The organism is Legionella nigrisilvae (assembly GCF_977063395.2).
In genome coordinates this window covers 755,216-778,937 of sequence record NZ_CDRUGZ020000027.1, presented here as the reverse complement: position 1 = coordinate 778,937, position 23,722 = coordinate 755,216, and the positions used below count along the sequence as shown (strand labels likewise).

Here is a 23,722-nt window from a genome sequence, read left to right as displayed (position 1 = left end):
TTACGGAGATACCGCTGTGTATACTACTAAATCTGTACGTGAAATTTATTTAACTGCTTTATCTAATAATGATACCTCAACTGTAGAAGGTTGCTTAACTGTCAATAAAGTTTCCCCCAATATCCGCGATAAAGAGCTGAATACAGGCTTGCATCTTGCTGTTGTGTCAAAGAATAAAGATTTATTAAAATTATTATTAAAACATAATGCTGACATTAGTCTTAAAAACAGAAAGGGCTTAACCCCTATTCAGCTAGCGGCTTTTAATGAAAGTTATGAATGTTTATCCATCATAGCCGATTTTTGTTTACTAAATAACAATTTGAAATTAGAGGCAGCCGATAAGAATTTACTAGAAGTTTTCCATTCCTCTCAAAACGAATCGGTGACAAATCCATTCATAGAGGCTGTGAAGAGAGGGGAGCTTACCCAAGTAAAAAAATGCCTTGAATCAGGTTCATCCGTCGACATGATCATTGATAATGAGTCGAGCACAGCACTGCATGAGGCAGTAAAACAACAAAATAAAGAATTAATTGCGTTATTATTACAATATGGACCTAATCTTAATCTTACCGATAAAAAACAGAGAATACCACTTCAATTGGCAGCAGAAATAGAGGATTGGGAGTGCTATCAACTCATTGCTGATTACACGAATAAGTTGGAAACATCTAGCAACATTAATAATAACATAATGGAGATGGATCAACCCAAGATTGCGAAAAAAACATCTCCGAGAGTGGCATATCAAGAAGCGGTTCGTCAGGGTAATAGTACAGAAATTGCCCAACTATTAGATGCCAAGGTATCTGTTAATACAGTCGTAGATGCTCAACTAAATACCCTTTTGCATGTTGGCGTAAAAACACAAAATTTAGAATTAGTAAAATTGGCAATAGCTTATGGTGCTTTAATCAATCGTCCAAATAGACAAGGCCAAACAGCACTAGAGTTAGCTTTATCTAGCCAAAACTGGGGTTGTATTGAAGTAATGGCTGCATCTAAAGACTTTGCGAGTCAGGAAATAAGTCCAGAAATATTAAAAATCGCAGTCCATGCAAATCAGGTGAATACAGTAAAAATATTAATTGATGCCAATGTTTCAATGGAGTATTTCAACACCAGTGCAGGCATCAATTACATTAACTGGCTGATGAGCAACAATCAGCAGGACATGCTGGCTGTTTTGAGCCAATCCCCTATAGTCCAAAAATTCCTGTTCCTGGATGCTATTAGCAAAAGTAACCTCAATTTGGTGCAAGAATTATTAAAGAAAAATAAATCTTTAATTGATGTAATGGACAGTGAGTTCAATACAATTCTGCATATCGGTGTAAAAATGCAAAATCTAGAATTAATTCGGCTTGCACTGCAAAACGGAGCTGTTTCAAATCGTAAAAATAAATGGGGTAAAACTCCTTTAGAGTTGGCACTGGAGAATAGAGCCTGGAGCTGTATTAAAACAATTGTTGAAAATGATTTTGTACATAACGAATCTCTTGATACGGCATTACTCGCTGCCTTACGTGCCCATCAGGTTGAGATAGTGCAGGTTTTAATTAATGCTGGTGCCTCGATGAACTATTTTACTACTCTTGCAGGCAAACTTTATTTTGAAAAATTGATAGCTAACAAACAAGATGAAATGCTCGCCGTTTTATCTATATCTCCGGTGGTTCAAGAATTAATGTACTTAGCTGCAATCAGTAATAATGACATTTTTGCTGTTGCAGGTGCTTTGTCACGAAAGGACGTATCTGTGGATGCTCTATTAGGGCCCAATAAAGAAACCGGGTTACACGCCGCCATTACTAATAAGAGGGCGGATATGGTTAAATTATTTTTAGATAACCATGTTCAGCTTAACACACGAGACATTAATCAATTGACAGCCATTGAGTTAGCCTTGAAGTTGCAGTCCTGGGATCTTATTAAAATCATTTTGGAAAAACGACCGCTTGATAAAAGTAATATGGCTCAATATCAATGTATTTTTATGCAAGCTTTAAAAGCGAATCAGCCAGACATACTGATGATATTGCTCAGGCAAGGTATGCAAGTACTTCCCGGTTACTTTAATTCTGATGAATGCGTACAAGATTACCAACGAATGGTTGCTAATCAATGGAATGATATGATTCATGTTTTATTGATAGGAAGTAAAGAATTTCGAATGAAATTTGGTGTTTTACCTGATCAAGTAAAAGACTATTTTGAAGAAATTATTATGGGGGAAGAGTTAACAAATCCCGTTATTACCAAGCAAGGAACAACCTATAACGCACAAGATATCAAAAAGCTGGTTCATGATCCAATTAGCAGAGCACCATTGCAACAGAGTGAATTAGTTCCAAATCTAATCGTCTATGAGTTGTTAGCTTATTATAAACATCCGCAAGTTAATCTTATGGAAGTACCCCCTTGTTTAATATGCCCAGAGACCAAGGATGTCTATAAAGAACCCGTTGTTACTGGTGATGGAGTCACGTACGAAAAAGCATGGATTACTGATTATTTGCAAAAAAATAATAATAAAACTCCTGGTGGTTATTCGCAGCTTAATAGGCCTTTATACAAAAATCGACTGGTTAAAATGTTAGTTGAAGAAAAGTATTCCCTTGAGAAAATGGTGGAAGAAAAAAATAGGGAAAATTACAAAAAAGCATTTTCAGAGAGAAATTTAAAAGCAGTGGAAGAATCTTTAAAGGCAAAAGTTTCTCCAAATACCCCTCTCGATGCCAATGCAAATACTGGATTGCATAAAGCGGTGGAAGAGGGGAGTATTGAGCTAATTAAACTACTCCTCGATCATGGAGCCAGTTTGACAATGTTGAATAAATCGGGTTTGTCACCCATGAAACTGGCAGTTACTCGTAAAGCCTGGAATTGCATTGGGGCAATTGCTGTCCTTCATCCCAATGATAAAAGCATGCTTTCTCAATATGATACTCCTTTGATCCATGCATTACAGGCTGATCAAATTGAAGTAGCTCGAGCTCTATTAAAAGCTGGTGCTCCGATGTCCTATTTTACACTTGAAGAGGGTGAGGAATATTTCAAAAAACTAATTGAGACGCAACAAAAAGAAATTCTTACTTTATTAATCACAGAAGGACGACCAGAAGTTATCAATCCTTTGTTATTTAAATTTGGTAAATTGCCTTCTGAATTAGAAGAGCTGTTTGAAGATTCAGTATCATTTACTCCTATTGAAGAGCCCGTTATTGTTCCTACGGGTATTACTTACGATTTACAAACAGCAACTACCTTGAAAATGGATCCCTTATCGCGACAACCATTAACTAAAGAAGATTTAATTCCCAATCTATTGGTAAAGGATTTATTAACCCATTACAAACGTCCGGGAGTAAATGTTTCTCAACTACCCCCATGTTTGATTTGTAAAGAAACTAACGAAATATATAGAAACCCTGTTGTTGCGCTGGATGGTAAATCATATGAAGAGGCATGGATTACAAAATATTTAGCCGATCATAATGGAATGACACCACCAGCAGATGGGGCGCCTAAGGGTTTTAAACAAACAAAAAATCTTTACTCCAACATTTTAGTCAAAAAGTTGATTGAAGAAAATTATAAAAATGCTCTTCAAAAACCACCAGCAAAAAAGATAAATTTATCAGGAGAGTCTAACCTTGGTTTCTTTGGTACTAAAGAAGAGAAAAAAGAGCCACCTCAATTAGATAATTGTATGGAATATAGTACAGGATAATCGAATAAAAGGTCGGACCAAGCCATTGATTTAAATACCGGACTTCAAACCCCTTGACACCTGGGTTCGAAGCCCGGTATCTTAAAATAACTTATTGATTATTAGTGATATACTAATTTCCCCACCTATTAAAAATTATTATTCCCTTTATTTTTGACCATAAAAAATAGGCAATGATAAGGATATTATCGAAAGGATTGTCAAATGATAATGAGTATAGAACCGAAAACTGAGCGATCATGGGTAATTTTTTAGGAATAGACAAGCTCTTGGATTATGGCCTCTATCTACGAGGGATAGTAATTACCTTGTATGCAATTGTTATTTTCAGAATGAACTTGTCCCGACTTTATGGAAATCATAGCGCCCTTGATTTTATTATTTATATAATCTTAGGTGCCATTCTGGGTGAAGCTATTGTAAATAATATTCCTCTATTGCCTTCTATAATAGTGTGTACACTTATTATTACTATGTATCGATTTTTGGCTTTTTTAACGTATAAAAGTCATCGGATAGGAAAATATATTAAAGGAGAAAAAATTATACTCATAAAAAATGGGAAATTTATTAAAAAGAACCTTGAATGTACACGAATTACACGAAACGATATAATGCAGTCATTAAGATTGCAATCTGGTCTAAGTAATCTTCGATTAGTAAATACTGCTATTCTTGAAAGAGGGGGGCAAATTTCTTTTCAAATGAAGCCTCAATTAAAAAAACCTTAATAAATGCATGAATCTTAACAGTAAGTTGTCTTTCCAGGGAACCAAGAAAAAATGTAGTCAATAAGACTCAGAAAAATGAGATGGGTTCCTTGTCCTCCTGTCGATTTAATGCTGAAAAATAAGCGCAATACGTAGTTCAACTTTGATTCTCAGTGAGCTAAAAATAGTTAGACTCTTTAGAACAATATTAATCGGCTTATCCTGAAATCATTCAATTAGATTGGATTCAGATTAAAAATGGTTTTAATTCGCATCATAAATATGATGGTCAACAGCCCAATATAATTATTTCGTAGTGTACTATAATGTTTTATACATATTTTTCTAAAGAAACAAAGACAAGAAATTAAAGCTCGTTTCAATTCAAACATGAACGTGGAATTATTTAAGGATTTAGAAATGAAAAAAGGATTTTTTTCCAATTTTAAATATGACTTTCAAGCTTCAATAGTTGTATTTTTAGTCGCTTTGCCTTTGTGTCTTGGTATTGCTCTGGCATCAGAAGCACCTTTATTTTCTGGTATTATTGCTGGAATAATAGGTGGTACTGTTGTGGGGTTTCTTAGCGGTTCAGCCCTTGGTGTTAGTGGTCCTGCTGCCGGCCTTGTGGCAATAGTTCTCGCTGCGCAACAATCCTTAGGTTCATGGAACACATTTTTATTGACCGGATTTATCGCAGGAATTTTTCAAATTGTAGCCGGATTTCTACGTGGGGGAATAATTGCTTATTATTTTCCTTCATCGGTAATAAAGGGCATGTTGAGCGGGATTGGGATTATCATAATATTAAAGCAGATTCCGCATTTAATTGGATATGATATTTCTCCTATTTTAACAGATTTAACTAATGGTCGACTCGAATTTTTTTATATTAATAAAGCGATTGAGAATATTAACTCAGGAGTTGTCATCATTAGCATGATCTCACTTTTAATCTTGATACTATGGCAATACTTAATTAATAGGGGATACAAACTATTCGAGACTTTACAAGCTCCTTTAGTAGTCGTGTTGTGTGGACTTGCTCTGTCTTTGCTTTATAAAAAAGGTTGGCTTCCCTTTCATTTAGAGCCATCAGAGCTCGTACAAATTCCTGAGTTTAAAAGTATTACAGATTTGGCTGAATCTATAACTTTACCTGATTTCTCACAACTGGGTAATATGAAGGTATATCAAGTAGCGGCCATTATTGCTTTAGTTTCAAGCTTAGAAACTTTATTATGTGTTGAAGCCACTGATAAGCTGGACCCATATAAAAGAGTTACACCAACAGATCGAGAATTGAAAGCTCAAGGGATAGGAAATATGCTTTCTAGTTTAATTGGTGGATTACCTATCACTCAGGTAATTATACGTAGTTCTACAAATATTACCTTTGGCGCTAAAACTAAGTTATCCACGATTTTGCATGGTCTATTGCTTTTAGTTTGCATACTCACTATTCCTATGATCTTAAATAAAATTCCACTGGCTTCATTAGCGGCAATCTTAGTTATGATTGGATATAAACTAGCTAGCCCCTCTGTATTTAAGCAAATGTATCAAATGGGATGGGAGCAATTTCTACCATTCATTGTTACTGTAGTTGGTATTGTAGTAGACGATTTACTTTTTGGTATTAGTGTGGGCTTTGCTGTAGCTATTTTCATTATTTTACGCCACCATTATTTAAACGCTCATGACACTAGTATTGTTATGGAAAAAGGAATGGTGTATCACATGGAGCTAGCTGAGGAAGTATCTTTTTTAAATAAAGGTAGCATCATCCATCAATTTCGAAAAATCCCACCTAAATCTACTCTAATCATTGACAGCAGCAGCTCAAAATACATCGATAACGATGTGCAGGAAGTGATTAACAATTTTACAGAGAGCGCAAAAACAAAAGACATTACCGTTGAAATGCGAGGAACTTCACTCCAAAAATAACTTTATTAATAGGTTGTGCTACTAGTATTAGGTCGTCTAAAAAATTTGGAGCACCTATGTATTGTTTTTCATATGGGCTTGCTAAATTAGTGTGATGAGATTGTTAGTTGCAGAACTATATTTGCTTCTGACTTGCTAAAAAGGGATTTGCTATGCAACTTAATGGGAAATCATCGAAAGATTCTGGTCTGAGTCAAACCGATTCATGGCATACCCTTCAAATCAGTGAAGTTGCGCAGCGTTTGAATGTTGATCTATCTAAAGGACTTAGGGAGCAAGAAGCAGCAACAAGATTAGCTTCGGTGGGTATTAATCAAATCCCAATAAAACCGTCGCGATCACCTGTCTTGCTATTTCTGACCCAGTTTAAAAGCGCCTTGATTCTCATCCTAATCGGAGCTGCTGTACTCGCCACTTTAATAGGGAACTTCAAGGATGCCAGTGTGATCCTGGCGATTGTAATTATTAACGCCTTCGTCGGTTTTTATCAAGAGTACCGGGCAGAACAAAGTTTAGCTGCACTTCGCAAGATGCTTCCATTGAAAACCCATGTTCGGCGTGGAGGTAAGAAACATTTGATTAATGCTGAAGCCGTAGTGCCTGGTGATATAATACTGGTGGAAGCTGGTGACCGACTTCCTGCTGATGGCAGGTTGGTCGTTGTAGCCAATTTTGATGTTGATGAGTCAACTTTGACCGGTGAGTCACAACCCATTAGCAAATGTGTGGATGCCATGTTAGAAAGAGATCTTTCAGTAGCTGACCGGTTAAATATGGCCTATATGAATACGATGGTCACTCGCGGACGAGCAGAACTTCTGGTTACGGAGACTGGAGTGCGAACTGAGATGGGAAAGTTATCGCAACAGCTGGCTTTGACACCAGAGACTCTTAGCCCACTACAAGTTCAGTTAGACCAGCTCGGCAAACGCTTGGGCGCGATAGCTTTAATGTTGATAAGTCTTCTTTTTATATTTCAACTACTTCGTGGTGAGGATCTCACAGATGCTATTATTGATGCTATCGCGCTGGCTGTCGCCGCAATGCCAGAGGGTTTGCCTGTAGTTGTCACGGTAACTCTGGCTTTGGGTATGTATCAGATGGCACGACACAATGTGATTGTTAAGCGTCTGGCAGGTGTTGAGATCTTAGGGTGCACAACGGTCATTTGCTCGGATAAGACTGGAACACTGACCCTTAACCAAATGACTGTACGTGAATTGTTCTACCTTGGCCAGCGGTTCAAAGTTACTGGCGAGGGCTACAGTACTGCGGGTTCAGTGCTTCATGAGACGGAGAACTCATTGCTGCCAGACATGCGTCCAATTTTGGTCCCCTTAGCCGCTTGCAATGATAGCCATGTTGAGGATGGGCGAATCATTGGAGATCCGACTGAAGCAGCTCTTCTAGTACTTACGGCAAAAGCAGGATTTCACCATGAATCCTTATTGAATGAATACCCACGCATGGCCGAGATACCTTTTGATTCAGCCTATAAATTCATGGCTACATTTCACCGTGTTGGAGAACATGTTCGCATTTTCGTTAAAGGAGCCCCAGATGTTCTTCTGGCTCGTTGCAGCCATTTTATTATTGATGATGAGCACAATGGTTTGTTGGACAGTAAGCAAAAAAAGGAAATAGAAGATCAGTACAGCATCATGGCCTCCCGTGGTCTTCGATGTCTGCTTATAGCCTCTCGTACTTTGGATGCAAAAGAATTTGTGGTGTCAGATAACTTATCGATTTGGGTTGACGATCTCACTTTTTTAGGTCTCATCGGATTCCAGGACCCCCCACGACCCGAGGCAAAGCAAGCTATCGCGGACTGTAAAGCGGCAGGCATCGCGGTCAAAATGATTACGGGTGATCATAGGGATACGGGAGTGGCTATCGCACATGAACTTGGTCTTCAAGGTGGGGCTCTCTCTGGTAAAGAACTCGATCAGTTGGATGATCGACAGCTTGCCGAAGTCATCGACGATATTACCGTATTTGCGCGAGTGTCGCCTGCTCATAAAGTGAAAATCGTGCAAGTGCTGCAGAATAAAGGGCATATAGTGGCGATGACTGGTGATGGTCTGAATGATGCCCCTGCCTTAAAAAATGCAGATATTGGTGTGGCGATGGGTGTTGTGGGTACGGCCGTTGCAAAAGAAGCTGCTACTATGGTGCTCATGGACGACAATTTCTCCACAATCGTTGGAGCGATACAGCAGGGGCGAATACTCTATGATAATATCCTTAAATTCATCCGCTTCCAACTTTCCACCACTGTGGGCGCAATTCTGACAGTGTTTTTCGCGCCCATACTAGGATTACCGGAACCCTTTAATCCAATCCAGATCTTATGGGTCGCACTAATCATGGATGGCCCACCTGCAGTATCCCTGGCCTTAGATGTGGGACGTCCAGGAATTATGAATGAGTTGCCACGTAATCGTTCGGAACCCGTATTGCCATGGTTGCGTTTGTCACGCATCCTTATGTTCGGTTTAACCATGATGGTGGGAACACTTGGTGTGCTGTACTATGCAGTAAACAATTACAATGAGCAAACAGCACTGACACTTGCATTTACCACATTTGTGCTATTCCAGTTTTTTAATGTGTTCAATGCCCGTGCTGAGAATGACTCGGCTTTTGACAAAGGTTTCTTCAAAAATCGCATGTTATGGCTATCGCTCACATCCGTCATCATTCTTCAGGTACTGGCAGTATACTGGATACCGGCACAGTCAATTTTCGGGACGTCCCATTTGACTCTTACTCAGTGGTTAATAGCCATTGGCATTTCTTCTTCTATATTGATTTTAGAGGAAGGACGTAAAGCCGCAATTCGATGGTTTTAGGGTGGATGCACGAAGAGAAGATTTGAAGCGCGAGATTACATACAATTTTATGAATGATAACTTTTAAATTGGTTGTAGTCTCATATTTTTTATAAAAATTAAGATTAAATAATGATGAAAGAAATAATAAGAAACAATAGCTTTTATTTATTAATAGGCGGAATTTTAAGTCTTTTTTTATTTACGGTACTTTTGTTTGCTGTCTATTCTCAAAGCTCATTTTTATCAATTAATCATGAGCTATATTTATTAAGCAATAAAATACAAAACAATTCCACTCACATTCTTAGTAATTTCATTTCGCTATTTGGTGATAAATACATTATTGTACCTTCTTTCATAAGCACGGGTGCCATCTTATACATCAAGAACCAAAAGTGGATAGGTCTGCATTTGATTGGGTTCATTTCAATCGCAGCTCTTCTTGCTTACATTTTTAAAAATGTCATAGCCGTTCCTAGACCAGAAATAATAACAAGCATATTACACAGTTATGCATTCCCTAGTCGCCATGTGACTTTATGCTCCGCGTATGTTACTTTTCTAACCTCACTCATTGTACCGCAAATGAAGCGTCCTTGGTTCGGAGTAATTATTGCTGGTTTTCTCATAATACTTGAGTCATATTCCCGCATAGCCCTCCAAGTTCATTGGCTATCAGATGTCTTAGGCGGGGCTTTACTTGGAGTTTCTTGTGGATTGCTAGGTGCCTATTCCTTTTTTCGAAAACCTAAAACCCCACTAAATATCAAATTTATAGTTACAACATTATTAATAACTTTTCTAATTTTTAGTTTTATATGTCTAGGGCTAGATTTTTGTGATCTTTAATCAAACCAATATCTTTATAAATCTTGGTAATTTTATTAGAACAAAAAACTAATCTATAATCAATATATTACCTTTTTACTAGAGCCTATATGAGAATCCAATTTTTGGGCGCAGTACAAACAGTCACAGGATCGAAATACCTTATTCAAACCAATCAAATTAACATTTTGATAGATTGTGGCCTTTTCCAAGGATATAAAGAGTTGAGGTTACGAAATTGGGCTAATTTACCTTTTAACCCTCAGAAAATTGATTATGTGTTATTGACTCATGCTCATATTGATCATAGTGGCTATATTCCTCTGTTGATAAAAAATGGTTTTCGGGGAAAAGTCTTATGCACAGCCGCCACAAAAGATTTGTGCAATATTTTATTGCCAGACAGTGGTCATCTTCATGAAGAGGATGCACGTTATGCAAATCGGAAAGGCTACTCTAAACATCACCCTGCTTTACCACTTTATACGCAAAAAGAAGCCGAAGATTCATTAAAATATTTTCAGGCCATTTCTTTTGGAGATCGCATTCAAATTGCTAAAAATCTATACGCGGTATTCTATTACGGTGGCCACATTTTAGGTGCATCCTTCATTCGTTTAGAGCAGGGTGATACGTCTATATTATTTTCGGGTGATCTCGGTAGGTCAACAGATCCTTTGATGTTTGCACCCAAAGAGCCTCCATCTTCTGAGTTCTTGGTTATTGAATCAACTTATGGCAATCGCATTCACGACAATACTGATCCCTTGATTCAGTTAAAAGCAATTATTAATCGTACTGTAAAGCGTGGCGGCTCTATAATTATCCCTTCTTTTGCAGTGGGAAGAACCCAGTCCTTACTTTATTATCTTCATGAATTAAAATCTAAAAAAGAAATTCCTGATATTCCAGTATTTGTTGATAGTCCAATGGCAAGTAATGCCACAAAAATTTTTGCTCGTTATGCGGAACAAAACCGCTTAACTAAAGAACAAAACCAAGCGGTGTGCGCGGTAGCTCATTATGTTAACTCAGTCGATGAGTCTATAGCTTTAGATCACTCAAAATACCCAGTCATTATTATTTCAGCAAGTGGAATGGCAACCGGTGGCCGCGTTATTCATCACATTCGTCATTTTGCACCAAACCCTAGAAATACGATTTTATTTAGTGGCTTTCAAGTAGGTGGAACTCGGGGAGATAGGATGATTCGAGGCGAGAGAGAAATAAAGATGTTTGGACAAATGATTCCAATACGTGCTGAAATAGCACAGATAGAAAATATATCTGCACATGCAGATTCTGCTGAAATGCTTAATTGGTTGGGCCATCTAAAAAAAGCTCCTCGTAAACTATTCATCACCCATGGTGAATTAGAGGCAGCACAAGCACTAAAAGCTAAAATAGAACAACAATTCCATTGGACATGTGACATTCCTTCTTATCTAGATTTTGCAACATTATGCGAGGATCCTAAGTGAAAATTTACGAAAGGTTGCCCCGTTACATGGGTTACAACAAGTTGGGTGGGTGGGCCAATTATGAAATGGTGTGCGTTATGCACATTTTCAAAGTGCACATCTAAGAGCTGCGGCAGAGAGTTGTTTAGACACGTGGGGACAGTAACTTGGTTTTTCGTCACAAACTAGAACTAAGTATTTAATTTTAAATGGCGCGCTCGAAAGGATTCGACCTCCATAAGCCTTAGTACGAGGCCTTATGCTCTGGTTTTAAATTCGTTATAAATCAATATATTGTGAAGTGCTTTCTACTAATAATTCAGGTCTGCCATTTTTTTGCAAAGCGTGGATTTGAATCTCACCCATTTGATATATTTTAGTTAGATTCCGTATTTTAAAAGCAGGATCTCGCCTCATCCAAAGGTCCCTTTTGTATTTGATTTACACTGTAGGGAGGGTAAGCGATCTTATTGCCAAAAACTGACAGGATAGTATTGTATATCGAACCGACTCGAATGGTATTACGTCCCCAACCCACGTCTTATCCAATAGCTCTAAGGGAGCCCTTTTCTGGATTAGATCTCTGGGGCATGATGGACACGTCACGGGCGGAGGGAGGATTCTATTGCAATTAATATGAATATGTGGAGTATATTTTCAGGACTAACATACAGATATCTGGCGTATGCGGTTTCTTTTATAGGAAGCATCATGAAACCAGTGTCTCATTTGATTATCTTGTTTATGTTACAGAATATTCGGGCAAGGGAAAAAAAGACCCGCCAAGGTTGCTTTGGCAGGCATGGTTTAGGACAGTTACACAACTTACTTCTTATGACCCACCTTTAGTGCATTCGCAAATGGGTGAATCACCGTCGCAATAACAGCCACAACTGCCGCCCTGGCACGTTATGGATTTTGAGCCGTTTTTACACTGAACATCGCAAGACTTAACATTTTCCTCTGTGCATTGACAGATTGCTTTACCTGTATTTCCTTCTGAACAATAACATCCGCACCCCCCCGGACATTCAATGGAGTTGGAATCCCCTTTGCAATCTACATTGCACTTGTCTGCATAGGTGCTTACAGGCACTAATAGGATGAAGGTAAAAGCGCAAAACGATAATATAAATAGTAAGATGGTTTTCATAAACTAACTCCTTTTAGATGCCAATCACTGATGCGCGTTCTTTAAAGTATAGTTCAATGGAAGTGAGTGCTAATCAACGAACGATACCAAAGATCCACGGGATGCTCATAAACAACATTTAAAGACTGTCTTGTTGGCCATTTTTGATTCAAAAAAAACACCCCATTTTGAGGTTATTTATGAGAAATGGTCACTCTTATAAATATCATCCATAAGGCGGCAATATTTTTATCCATTGATAACCTCACCCTAGCGTTTCAATGCAACCAATGCGCTTTATAGCTCCTTTTTATGGCATTCATTGCGGAAGTAATCGCTGCCATCATCGGTGGATCTGAAGATTTGATCCTGTGGAACTTTGGTATGGTTCGTTGATTAGCTCCCTCGTTTTTTTATATCAATGGCTATAGATAATTTTGTGATCAAATTGATTGTTATTTTATGGCAATTTTTCTTCAAACAATGTGGGCTGTTATCAACCCAATTTTGGAGTTTTATTTGTTAAATCCTGCAATATTTTAAATAATATAGGTTCAATTACGGCAGGTTTTGATTTTCCATCATGAATTTCATAATCTATATATCCTTGGATAATTTCTGGGGCAGATGCAAATTGATTCGCTTGTGAAATCAAATTATCTAATGGACTATTTGGGGGACTTAATTGTTTTGCATTAAGGTATTCCAAAAACTGTTTATCTAATAATTTTTCATTTATAAGTGGAGTAAGATGTTCTTGGATATCTTGTATATTTTGAATTAATAAGGAATGGGCTTGTTCCCGGGTTAACCCAAGTCGTGCATAATCGTCCATACCATTATCATCATATAGACTCGATTTTTGAGAAGAACCAAAAAATGTTGGCACCCGATTTACAATGCTAGATTGCTCTTCATCGTCAAACTCGTCTGAAGGGAGAGGAATCAATGGTTGGTAAAAAGCGGACTCCAAAATATTTTTTTCTGGTCTAGTTTTTACTTTATCAAGATCTGCAAGAAGTAACTGCACCCGTTCTTCCTTTAATGGAATAATGAGTGAATCTGATGTTCCATCAGAAAAGTGAAAGGGGTTGATAATATCGGCTATTTCTGTATCAGTGAAGCCTAATCGTTGTAATTTTACATCCACTTCAGCTTTCGCATTCACATCCCAGTAATCAGATTGACGCTGAATCTCTAAAGAGTTTGATGACCAATTATAACTAAAAAAAATGTGGCTATCGGCATTCAAATAAGGAAGAAGTTCCATTATTCTAAATTCAGGATAATATGAGTGACTTAATGCCGTTATTAGCTTCTGATTTTGTCCGTGTACTGCAAGAAAATCAAACTCTTTTTGCCATGGGTTTTCTACCAGCATTGTAACCATTTGTAGGTACATATCATGATGTTTCTCATCATAAAATTTTAATGCTTCAATTAAACGTTCTTTCTCATTATTTAGGATAGGTTCACTCGATATATCAGCTCGTCTGCCTGGATTTTGTTTAAAAAAAGCCAGCATGTAATAAATTATGAGATTCCTTTGAGGATCAATTAAATTAGATTCTTCTAAGATCTTAATCAGATGCTCCACATCTTCAAACTTAGACCAATTCTTCATGGCCCAAAACACTAATTCTTCTAAACTGTTGTGCACTTCATTGGGAGTATCTAAACTGATATTTTTTACAAGTTTAATAAGATTTCGATAAGTATCTTCAAAATCTCGGCTATAAAATTTTAAAGATTCTATCACTCTGTCTTCTCTATTTTTGGTAGATGAGATTGTTCTACAGATAAGGCCAGATCCAAAAATTCCAGACTCATATTCGTCTTGTTTGTATATATTTAAAAGATAATATAATTCCGGCTCAGTATTGCTGTTAATTAGATTCAATTTCTCTAATATGTAGGTTACTAATTCAAAATTAGAAGAATTGATTTCTTTTACAGCTGAATTAACTAACTCATCCCTTTTTTGAGCTGATGTATTATGAAATTTTTCATTCTTTATATGTTCTAGAAAGTTTGTATTATCAAATACCCAATTTCTAAGTCCAAATTGAGCAGACAAATCAATTAAATTAAGCAAAACAGAACGTTCGTTTTTACTGTTTAACAATAAACTTTTAATATAAAAATCGGAAAATTTGGATGATCCATGATATATATCGCGTAAATCAGAAAGATCCGGTTCAAAGGAAGAGTTAAACCACCATGATGCCCCAAGGAAATGCTCATCTCTTGTATAATACAATGATTTAATATTTTCTTTTGGAAATAAATCATAAAATTCTTGAAGCTGATCGATTGTATTATGCCAAAATACGAGTTTAAGCTTAGGCTTCTCTTTAATAATTAATTTTATCGTGTCTATCAACTCAGGTGTTAATGTTGTAAATGAAAGATCGATAATGCTGTCATCAGCAAGGTGTTTTACTAATTGTTGATTAAGGAGCAAAGCAGTAGGGTTGTGGTATAACGACAAATCAAGCGTATTATATTGTTTGAGCTTTTTTAATTTTTGTTCAATAAATTCTTCCTGGGTCATTTTTTTACAAGAAAATAATTCACTAGCCGTAGTTGTGGAGGGTTCCATACGATATCCAACTTGCTTGGCAATATGTCGGTTAATCAATGGTTCACCAACACCACAACCCACTAAATAATCAGCAGAATCACTATTTGCAAAACCCTGTAATGCCTTTAGTGCTTGAAAACCATCGGCTAATACAAGGCGTGTTAGAGAGCCCGATAACACAATAAAAGTTGGGGCATTCTCATCCAACACGTGAGCGCATTGGTCTAGAACCTCTTGGAAATTCAGCAAATCTCCTCTAATAAATGTTCCTTTATCTGAATATTTAGATTGTGCTTGCTCAATATTAGACTCATTAAAATCAAAGCCCGCCAAATGAACATCAATTTCATTAAATGCGTTTGCCGCTGCATTAATGAACTTCCCGTTACCACAACCACCATCAATAATATTTATTGTTTTCAGTGCTGGCTCTTTTGCTAGTATTCGTCTAATTTCGTTAATAATTTTTAGATGTTCGGCATCATAGAATTCATCAACTTTATCACGACGGGAAGCGTATGAATCGTAGACAGTATCTACATTCGATTTAATCCAATCCACAGCAAGTGCCGATTTTCTTGAATAAATACGATCAAGGTTGCATCCATAAACTGTGAATAACTCTTTAAGGACTAAACAATTTACGGAATTAATCGGTAGGACAAATTTGGTTTTATCCCTAAAACTCAGTACTAGATATCCTTTAAAACTTGGATTATCACTACCAATAAATTCTAGCAAACGCATTTTTACGAGAGATTTTTGGGTTCCATTAACCAGGAGTTCACAGGGTTTTTCTGAATCAGCTGCAAATTTAGCTTGTTGTAAAATATACATGTTGAAATCCAGGTGGGTAGGGAATGAATATCTACCCTGGGGATACGAATCAATAAGAGATTGGACTTCAAATAATAAGTTAGCTAATTCTTTTGATGTGGACTCTATAGAGCTATTGAGTGGATGTTCTTGCCCCATGTTAAGTATCTCCAGCATTTATGATCAAACAGGGTTCATGCAACCGAACATACACCAATTTTGTTTGGAGTTTTCTCATTAGAAAGTATAGAACAACTTTGAATTAAAACTCACTGATGGCGTTTAAAGTTACTCTGTAGGTGATTATATCCATCCGCTTAAATGGGAAAGGGCCCATTTTCGAAACCGTACCAAAACACGTTTCTTCCCAATTAAACTAAAACCAAGTGCTGTATTAAAACGATCGGATTAACTTATTGATTGTAAATGACAAAAATGGTGCGCTCGGAGGGACTCGAGCCCCCGACATTTTGGTTCGAAGCCAAATTAATCGAGTATAAATATTAATAAAATCAGTTAATTGCGGTGTAACAATTTTAGCAATTACTGCCTAAAACTGCTTGAAGCTTCGCCAGGACTTTTTCATGTAGAATTATTTTTTATAAAAGCAGGTTCCAGTTCTTTCCCCTCTATAATATTTAATATAATGCTAATTATCCCACCGACACTAATCTTTATGTGATAATCAACTTCGGATATTGGAACATCATCAATTGAAAGGTGAGTCAAATGTCCACAAGTAGTCTATAAAAAACGGCATCCATAATGGTCAAAACTTGTTAAAAATGCAATTATAAAATACAATTTCTATATGTTATTAATAAAACTACAGTCATGGGAAAGAAAAGGAAACTGTCTTATATTGTTGATGCAAGTGACCTAAAGGTTCGGTTTGCCGAGTTAAAAAAATCTATTGAGGCCATAACTGATCCCGGTGCATTTATACCGAGCTCTCTGCATAATTATTTGATGCAAAAAAACATCTATGAAAAAACCATACAAGATCTAAAGACATCAAATAATCAAGACTATTTTAAAAATGAAAAAATGAATAACTATGCCAAACTTTGTCTTGGTACTGATCAATTAACAGCATCAGCGTTTACGGAATACAACCATCGCTTAAGAGATTATTTTTTTGAACTACCTCAAAAAATACAGGAGCTTAAGCAAATTAAACGGGATTTAAAAACCTTGATTAAAGCAGCTGATAATCGAGCCCCCTCTCTTTTTAAAACCGGGAATGTAAAAGAGTCTATTCGAGAAGTGATTGATTTAAATGAAATTAATCAATTATTGGCATTTGCAGAAGAAACACGTGATAACATGGCAACTCATCGCGATCTTTTTATATATAAAGACAGCCAATATTATTTGCAAGCTTAGAAGTGGAATAATATCTGCCCCCTTAAATTGGAAAGAGCCGATAAATGGCGCGCTCGGAGGGACTTCAACCCCGACACCTTGGTTCGAAGCCTGATGCTCACCATTTAAAGTCATTAATAATCAACATGCTACGATGTATCAAAATCGTAAAAAACTGCCAAGAACAGCCTATTTCTGTTAGCACTGCCACAGTTATGTCACAATTTATGAGAGTGGCCAATCTCAACAATTATAAATGGAACAACATTATCAAGGTTTGGTTAGCCTGCCAATCGCGGCCTAAAATAACAACTCGAGACGTTCAGCTTTGGCATCTTTTACTGTTTCAAGTGCATCATTTTATCAGCAAGAGTGGAGCCTATTCAAAATCCGGGGGTCAAATTGCAAATGGAATGACTAAAAACTGTCCTGAAATTTCTGAACACGGCTAGAACCGATTAGCAAAATGGCAATTTTCATCATTATAATCTAATCTTTAAGCTAGGATAATGGACGCCGGTTCTATGGACGGAATCATGGAATCATGGAATCATGGAATCATGGAAAATGGTGAAACTAAGCTCTTAAATATATGTCATATTATAACGGTATTTATTGGGACCGTTATAATTTTCGCAAGCTTGTCTGTTTATTTTGGAATCTTATTTAATATTCCTGGGCTAACCAGTATTTCTTCTAATATAAATATGGAAATAAATACAGCCACTTGTTTTCTTTTGACTGGATCTGCACTTTTAGTCATAAGCAAGCGAAACCCTGGATTTATTACCCGAATAGTTTTTGATGTTATTTCAATTAGTATTCTGCTGATAAGTAGCATAACCATATACGAGTATATGTCAGGTGTAGATTTAGGTATCGATCAATTAGTAGCAAATTATATGTCGCGGTCTCAAGGCACAATGTTTACAGGACAAATGACCTTTATTAGCGCAATTTGTTTCATCCTTATTGCCGTCACTTTTATATTTGTATTAGAAAAATGGGTATCAATATGGATAGTACAAACATTTGCATTTTTGGTGATGTTACTAGCTCTGTTTTCCTTATTTCACTATCTCTACAGATACAACAATAACTACTATATCAAATATACCTCAGTCCAAGCTGCTCTGCTATTTATCATGACAAGTATAGGTATTGTATTAAAATTTCCCCATTCGGGTATTATTGGTATCTTGACCAAAGATAACTATAGCGGTTATTTATTGCGTCGGGCAGTACCACTTACTATTATTCTGGCAATCTTATTATTTTTTCTGGAATTATTTATTAAAACAAGAGGATTACTCAATTCAGATACCATTGTGGTTGTATCAGAGGTAAGTATTTTTTTCATCATTGGAATCACGACTCTATTCGCATCCATCATTCTTTCTCGTAAAGATAAAAAGCTCGAAGAATATCAGATGCAAGTCCAGCATAATGCAATGATATTTCATCAATTTGCAAAAAATATCGATCTCGTTTTTTATACAACTTCACCTGATTTAAGCCAAATGCTTTATGTCAGCCCAGCTTATGAAAAAATCTGGGGGAAAAGTATAGAGTCCTTGTATAAAAACCCTAAGGACTGGTTTGAATCTATTCTTCCTGAGGATCAAAAAAAAGCATACAAAGCTTTTTTTACTGGCTTCAAAAAAGAGGATTACAGTGCTTTTGCTGATTATCGAATTAAAAGACCAGACGGCTCAATACGGTCTATTCTAACTCGACTTTATAAGGTAAAGGATGAAAGTCATAATGTATTTTGCATTATCGGCATAGCAGTCGACATGTCCAGTATTAAAATAGGTAAAGTATGTAATCAAATCGATCATGATACATTACTCTTAATAGAAAATGAAAAGAACATTGAGGAATTTACACCAAAATTTCTAAAAATGATATGTCGCGCGTTCGATTGGGATTTAGCTGAGTTATGGCTAATAGACAAAGCCAAGAATAGATTGAGATGTATTGATGTTTGGCATAAAAATGATGTGTTATTGAATGACTTTTCTAAAAAAAGTCGTCAATCTACCTTTGGTCTTGGTGAAGGCTTGCCTGGAAGAATCTGGAATGAAAAGAAGGCCGTCTGGATATCAGATTATACATCTACTAAAGCGTTCTCTCGATCAAATGAGGCAAGAATTGCGGGATTAAAAAGCGCACTAGCATTCCCTATTATTTTTCAAGACAGATTTTTTGGAGTTATTGAATTTTTCAGTCATTACCTAGTTAATCCTGATCCTGATTTATCCGATTTGATGGAAAATATCGGTAAAAAAATTGGTGATTTTCTGGCTCGTATCTATAGCATTGAACAAATTTATGAACTTTCTCGGCAAGACGCGTTAACAAAACTCTTAAACCGTTCAGCATTAGAAGATGATATAGATCATCTGATAGTCAGTCAAAAACCAAAATACATCGCTGTTATGGTACTTGATATTGACCGGTTTAAATTAATCAATGAGGCATACGGACATGAATTTGGCGATATCCTGTTAAATTTGATCGCAATAAGATTGAGGAAATTCAGTGAAGTTAAGACGATGGACATAGCAAGACTAGGGGCTGACAAATTCATCTTATATATTTCTGAATCAAATAAAGAAGATGCTTTTAGCTATGCCCAGTTGATTAATCATAAGTTCCGTGAGCCATTCGAACTTGATAATAATAAAATATATATAACAGCAACTTTAGGAATCGCTATTTATCCACAAGACGGTCTTGATAGTAAATCTTTAGTCATGAATGCTGATTTGGCAATGATTCATGCTAAAGATCAGGGAGGAAATAGAATTAATTTTTTCACCAAAGAGCTGCCTTTTGTCACTTCCACAGCAATCGCCATGGAAGCTGATTTACGCCAAGTTATAAATGGCAATCAATTGATTCTGGCTTATCAACCCCAAGTCGATCTAAAGTCTGGAAAAATTTGTGCTGCCGAAGTCTTGGTACGATGGCAGCATCCCACAAGGGGATTAATAAATCCTGGTATATTTATTCCATATGCAGAAAAGATAGGTTTTATTGTATCTCTCAACGAACACATTATGCGCATGGTTTTTCAACAAATAAGCTTGATGGCAATAGAACTTCCAGTTTCAATCAATATTTCGGCTCAGCAATTTGATAACGGATTTCATATAGTAGAATACCTTGAGTCGCTTATAAAAGAATACCCCGTACTACCCAAACAAATCGAGTTGGAAATTACCGAAAACATGCTCACGAGAGATACTGAACATAATATCGCGGTTTTAACCGCGATCCATGAGCTGGGTTTTGAAATCTCAATTGATGATTTTGGCACGGGCTTTTCATCGTTCAACTACCTTAAACGGCTACCAGTTCATAAAATAAAAATTGATAAGTCCTTTATTACCGGGCTGCCTGTTGATTTAGCAAATGCAAAAATTGTAAAGGCAATCATCGCTATGGTTCATTCTTTAGATAAAATCGTTGTTGCTGAAGGCGCTGAGACAAAAGCTGAGGTTGAATTTTTAATCCAAGAAAAATGCGATATGGTTCAAGGATTTTATTATTTCAAGCCTATGCCGTTTAATGATCTCGCAGATATCTTAGTTAAAACTAATGTGGTTAAAGCAAATCAGAAATAAATTTATCTATAGAGTGCGGGACAAAAAAGGATTTATTACACTCTTTAAACGATTCGACAAGATAATACCATCAACAAGCTACACTGCGACAGTTCGCTATTAAATAATATTATCTAATTCAACGTTTGTCGCAATTGTCGCAGTGTCGCAAAATTTATTGATAACAATGAAGATTCATTTCCAAAACAGTTTTATTCCCCTGAGTTATCTCACTAATAACATGATGATCCATCAATATATCTATCGCTTTATTAATTCTAGACTTATCCTTTAAGGGACTTAATCTTTAAATATCTCGCATACTGAAGGTATACGTCTCGAATTGATATGACTGAACTGAATCGGAATTATTAACTGTTGAAAATATCAAATTCATCACCAATTAAGCGGGAATGAAGAAAGTTTTTATGTTGACATTTTATTTTTTGCGTACCTTGCTCTAGCTAGCTAACATGGGTCACCAAGAGACTGATAGCAGAGAATATCATGCTTCATAAACAGTTAATTATTGTTAGTCGTCAATGTAATAGATCACCAAACTTAGGTCTATGGGATCTCCTATGCTTTGCTTTTATAACAGGGCTAGTTTCTATAAAACATTTGCCCAAGATTGGCATTGTTATAAAACCATCTGCATTAATCAAGTTTCACAAAGCTATGGTTAAAAGAAAATATAGTACCTTATTTTCCAATCAGTCAAAATGCAAAAAAACAGGACCCTGGTCCATCTCAAGAATTAATACTATACTTGAAATGAAAAAAAGAAATTCTCGTTTTGACTGCAGATTGTCATGCAAATGAGTAACATGTTTGGCATAAATATTAATAAAGATGTCGTCTGACGCATTTTATCCAAGCATTACAACCAAGCTTTAACGATGTTGGTCCCTAATTGCTCTCTTTCTTTGGCAATACAAAAGGTTCGTTATGGTCATTAGATTTATTTTGTTGCGAATCCGTTTTATTAAAATCGCATCGGGTCATGGTAATAATGGATCAATACACACGACGAATCATCGGTTTTGCAACACACACAGGCGAATTGAATGGAATAGCAGTCTGCCGCATGTTTTATACAATAATTTCAAAAAAATGCGTTACCAAAATACTTAAGTTTAGACAATGATCCCTTATTTACTTTACATCAATGGAAAAGCAATTTAAGTATTTCCAGGAACTGCCCAAAACTACCTATTATAGCGTAGTGCCGCCACAGTTGAGACATGTTTTGGTCACAGAAGAAAATTAATCATTTTGTTTTAAATTAACCCGAAAAAAACGCAGATTTTTCAATATTTAAATTTAAAAGACGCCAATTTTTTCTATTGCACCCAAAACATTGGAATCAGCTGGCAGAAGGGGATAATCAGTATGTTGCGGCCTTAGTGGCATTTAAGAGTATTTTTCAACTGCTTTTCTTCAGTGTTTATGCCTGTTTTTTCTAAACGTCTTGCCCCTCTTGTTGGCATGAGTGGGCAAATAGTCCATATCAATTTTATGACGATTGCCGAAAGCGTCTTTATTTATCTAGGTATACCCTTTTTTTTTCAGGTTTTCTGACTCGTATTGTATTGATAAAACGAAAAGGGTTAACCTGGTATGAAACCAATTTTTTACCAAAAATTTCTCCCATTACCTTGATCGCTCTACTTTTTACGATTCTTGCGATGTTTTCTTTGAAAGGCTCTATGGTGTTGCAACTTCCAGTAGATGTCCTTCGTATTGCCATTCCATTGGCTATTTATTTTGTGGTGATGGTTTTTGTCAGTTTTGCTATGGGAAAGTTTATTTTGGTGCCAGTTATGGAAAGACAACGGCCTCAGCCAGTAATAAATTTTGAATTGGCTATTGCTGTTGCAATTGCTACCTTTGGACTTAATTCTGCCATTGCCTTTACAATGGTCATTGGGCCTCTTGTAGAAGTACCGGTTCTTATTTTACTTGTGAATGTTGCATTTTGGTTGAGAATGCGCTGGTTTTTAGGAACAACTCTAAAGCAATGACTATAATCTAATATTGAAATTACTTAGTGACCGCTCAACAGTCGTTCTTTTTGAACTGGGAGGCTCAAAATTATCCCCATTAATTTCTGCTAATATTAAGGTTTATGGAAGATAGTAAATAAAGGGAGGTTTTATGGAAAATCCGTTACAAACATTAATTCATATAACTCCTGCTTACTCAGGTAGATCCTGAGTTTACCTTAAGGAGCTTAGCAAATGAACATTCTCCAGGAAACGGTTGTCTCTGAAACAGAAGATGGTCAGTTTACACAGAAAATTATTATAGGAAATCATGTTTTAAGAGCTGATGAGCCTATTATAAATGGTGGAAAAGATACTGGTCCCTCACCCTATGATTTTTTACTTGCTGCATTAGGCTCATGTACTTCGATGACGTTACGTATGTATGCAAAACTTAAGAAATTTCCCTTGGAACAAGTTACTGTGAGATTAAAACATGAAAAAATTCATGTTGAGGATTGTATTGGGTGTGAAAACAATAATTCAAAAATCGATCATATTGAGCGTTTAATTGAGCTAGAAGGAACACTGACTCAAGAACAACGTACTCAACTATTAGAAATAGCCAATAAATGTCCAGTGCATCGAACATTAACGTCCAAAATTATTATTACAACAAAGCTGGTTGAAAACCAATCCAAAAGATCTTAA

Annotated in this window: 13 protein-coding genes; 11 read left to right on the top strand and 2 right to left on the bottom strand. The window is 36.4% G+C overall.

Features of this window, described 5'->3' with window-relative positions:
* Positions 1 to 16: 16 nt before the first annotated feature.
* The 6 genes from ACWTE2_RS20755 (at position 17) to ACWTE2_RS20730 (ending at position 11,539) form a co-directional block, all read left to right on the top strand.
* Positions 17 to 3,736 carry an ankyrin repeat domain-containing protein gene (locus ACWTE2_RS20755; RefSeq protein WP_454784160.1) on the top strand — a complete coding sequence of 1,240 codons (3,720 nt, stop codon included), beginning with the start codon at positions 17 to 19 and terminating at the stop codon, positions 3,734 to 3,736.
* 239 nt (positions 3,737 to 3,975) lie between these two features.
* The gene (locus ACWTE2_RS20750) at positions 3,976 to 4,467 is read left to right on the top strand and encodes a DUF421 domain-containing protein (protein ID WP_454784159.1); all 492 of its coding nucleotides are present in this window, start codon (positions 3,976 to 3,978) and stop codon (positions 4,465 to 4,467) included.
* 399 nt (positions 4,468 to 4,866) lie between these two features.
* Positions 4,867 to 6,396, top strand: a complete 1,530-nt coding sequence (locus tag ACWTE2_RS20745; protein ID WP_454784158.1) for a SulP family inorganic anion transporter — start codon at positions 4,867 to 4,869, stop codon at positions 6,394 to 6,396.
* Between the two features lie 152 nt (positions 6,397 to 6,548).
* Complete coding sequence (locus tag ACWTE2_RS20740; protein WP_454784157.1) at positions 6,549 to 9,248, top strand: calcium-translocating P-type ATPase, PMCA-type; 2,700 nt, start codon at positions 6,549 to 6,551, stop codon at positions 9,246 to 9,248.
* 111 nt (positions 9,249 to 9,359) lie between these two features.
* Positions 9,360 to 10,079: a phosphatase PAP2 family protein gene (locus ACWTE2_RS20735; protein ID WP_454784156.1), complete on the top strand. Its 720-nt coding sequence runs from the start codon at positions 9,360 to 9,362 to the stop codon at positions 10,077 to 10,079.
* A gap of 89 nt (positions 10,080 to 10,168) precedes the next feature.
* Positions 10,169 to 11,539, top strand: a complete 1,371-nt coding sequence (locus ACWTE2_RS20730) for an MBL fold metallo-hydrolase RNA specificity domain-containing protein (protein ID WP_454784155.1) — start codon at positions 10,169 to 10,171, stop codon at positions 11,537 to 11,539.
* A gap of 258 nt (positions 11,540 to 11,797) precedes the next feature.
* Here the strand turns inward: ACWTE2_RS20730 and ACWTE2_RS20725 are convergent, their stop codons facing one another.
* Together ACWTE2_RS20725 and ACWTE2_RS20720 are read right to left on the bottom strand one after the other, a co-directional pair.
* Positions 11,798 to 11,935, bottom strand: a complete 138-nt coding sequence (locus ACWTE2_RS20725) for a hypothetical protein (protein WP_454784154.1) — start codon at positions 11,933 to 11,935, stop codon at positions 11,798 to 11,800.
* Between the two features lie 1,211 nt (positions 11,936 to 13,146).
* Positions 13,147 to 16,209: a methyltransferase domain-containing protein gene (locus ACWTE2_RS20720; RefSeq protein ID WP_454784153.1), complete on the bottom strand. Its 3,063-nt coding sequence runs from the start codon at positions 16,207 to 16,209 to the stop codon at positions 13,147 to 13,149.
* Positions 16,210 to 16,884: 675 nt separating this feature from the next.
* On the opposite strand from ACWTE2_RS20720, the gene ACWTE2_RS20715 reads away from it, so the two are divergent.
* The 5 genes from ACWTE2_RS20715 (at position 16,885) to ACWTE2_RS20695 (ending at position 23,722) form a co-directional block, all read left to right on the top strand.
* Positions 16,885 to 17,436 (top strand): hypothetical protein, encoded by a 552-nt coding sequence (locus tag ACWTE2_RS20715; protein ID WP_454784152.1) that lies wholly within the window; start codon positions 16,885 to 16,887, stop codon positions 17,434 to 17,436.
* 44 nt (positions 17,437 to 17,480) lie between these two features.
* Positions 17,481 to 17,867 (top strand): hypothetical protein, encoded by a 387-nt coding sequence (locus tag ACWTE2_RS20710; RefSeq protein WP_454784151.1) that lies wholly within the window; start codon positions 17,481 to 17,483, stop codon positions 17,865 to 17,867.
* 84 nt (positions 17,868 to 17,951) lie between these two features.
* Positions 17,952 to 21,047 carry an EAL domain-containing protein gene (locus tag ACWTE2_RS20705; protein WP_454784150.1) on the top strand — a complete coding sequence of 1,032 codons (3,096 nt, stop codon included), beginning with the start codon at positions 17,952 to 17,954 and terminating at the stop codon, positions 21,045 to 21,047.
* A gap of 1,556 nt (positions 21,048 to 22,603) precedes the next feature.
* Positions 22,604 to 23,050: an arsenic resistance protein gene (locus tag ACWTE2_RS20700; RefSeq protein WP_454784438.1), complete on the top strand. Its 447-nt coding sequence runs from the start codon at positions 22,604 to 22,606 to the stop codon at positions 23,048 to 23,050.
* A gap of 216 nt (positions 23,051 to 23,266) precedes the next feature.
* Complete coding sequence (locus tag ACWTE2_RS20695; protein WP_454784149.1) at positions 23,267 to 23,722, top strand: OsmC family protein; 456 nt, start codon at positions 23,267 to 23,269, stop codon at positions 23,720 to 23,722.

What these genes read in the sequence shown, in the direction of transcription:
- ACWTE2_RS20750 (WP_454784159.1), top strand. Translation starts at nt 3,976, where the DNA reads ATGGGTAATTTTTTAGGAATAGACAAGCTCTTGGATTATGGCCTCTAT.
- ACWTE2_RS20745 (WP_454784158.1), top strand. Translation starts at nt 4,867, where the DNA reads ATGAAAAAAGGATTTTTTTCCAATTTTAAATATGACTTTCAAGCTTCA.
- ACWTE2_RS20740 (WP_454784157.1), top strand. Translation starts at nt 6,549, where the DNA reads ATGCAACTTAATGGGAAATCATCGAAAGATTCTGGTCTGAGTCAAACC.
- ACWTE2_RS20735 (WP_454784156.1), top strand. Translation starts at nt 9,360, where the DNA reads ATGATGAAAGAAATAATAAGAAACAATAGCTTTTATTTATTAATAGGC.
- ACWTE2_RS20730 (WP_454784155.1), top strand. Translation starts at nt 10,169, where the DNA reads ATGAGAATCCAATTTTTGGGCGCAGTACAAACAGTCACAGGATCGAAA.
- ACWTE2_RS20725 (WP_454784154.1), bottom strand. Translation starts at nt 11,935, where the DNA reads ATGAGGCGAGATCCTGCTTTTAAAATACGGAATCTAACTAAAATATAT.
- ACWTE2_RS20720 (WP_454784153.1), bottom strand. Translation starts at nt 16,209, where the DNA reads ATGGGGCAAGAACATCCACTCAATAGCTCTATAGAGTCCACATCAAAA.
- ACWTE2_RS20715 (WP_454784152.1), top strand. Translation starts at nt 16,885, where the DNA reads ATGGGAAAGAAAAGGAAACTGTCTTATATTGTTGATGCAAGTGACCTA.
- ACWTE2_RS20710 (WP_454784151.1), top strand. Translation starts at nt 17,481, where the DNA reads ATGGCGCGCTCGGAGGGACTTCAACCCCGACACCTTGGTTCGAAGCCT.
- ACWTE2_RS20705 (WP_454784150.1), top strand. Translation starts at nt 17,952, where the DNA reads ATGGAATCATGGAATCATGGAATCATGGAAAATGGTGAAACTAAGCTC.
- ACWTE2_RS20695 (WP_454784149.1), top strand. Translation starts at nt 23,267, where the DNA reads ATGAACATTCTCCAGGAAACGGTTGTCTCTGAAACAGAAGATGGTCAG.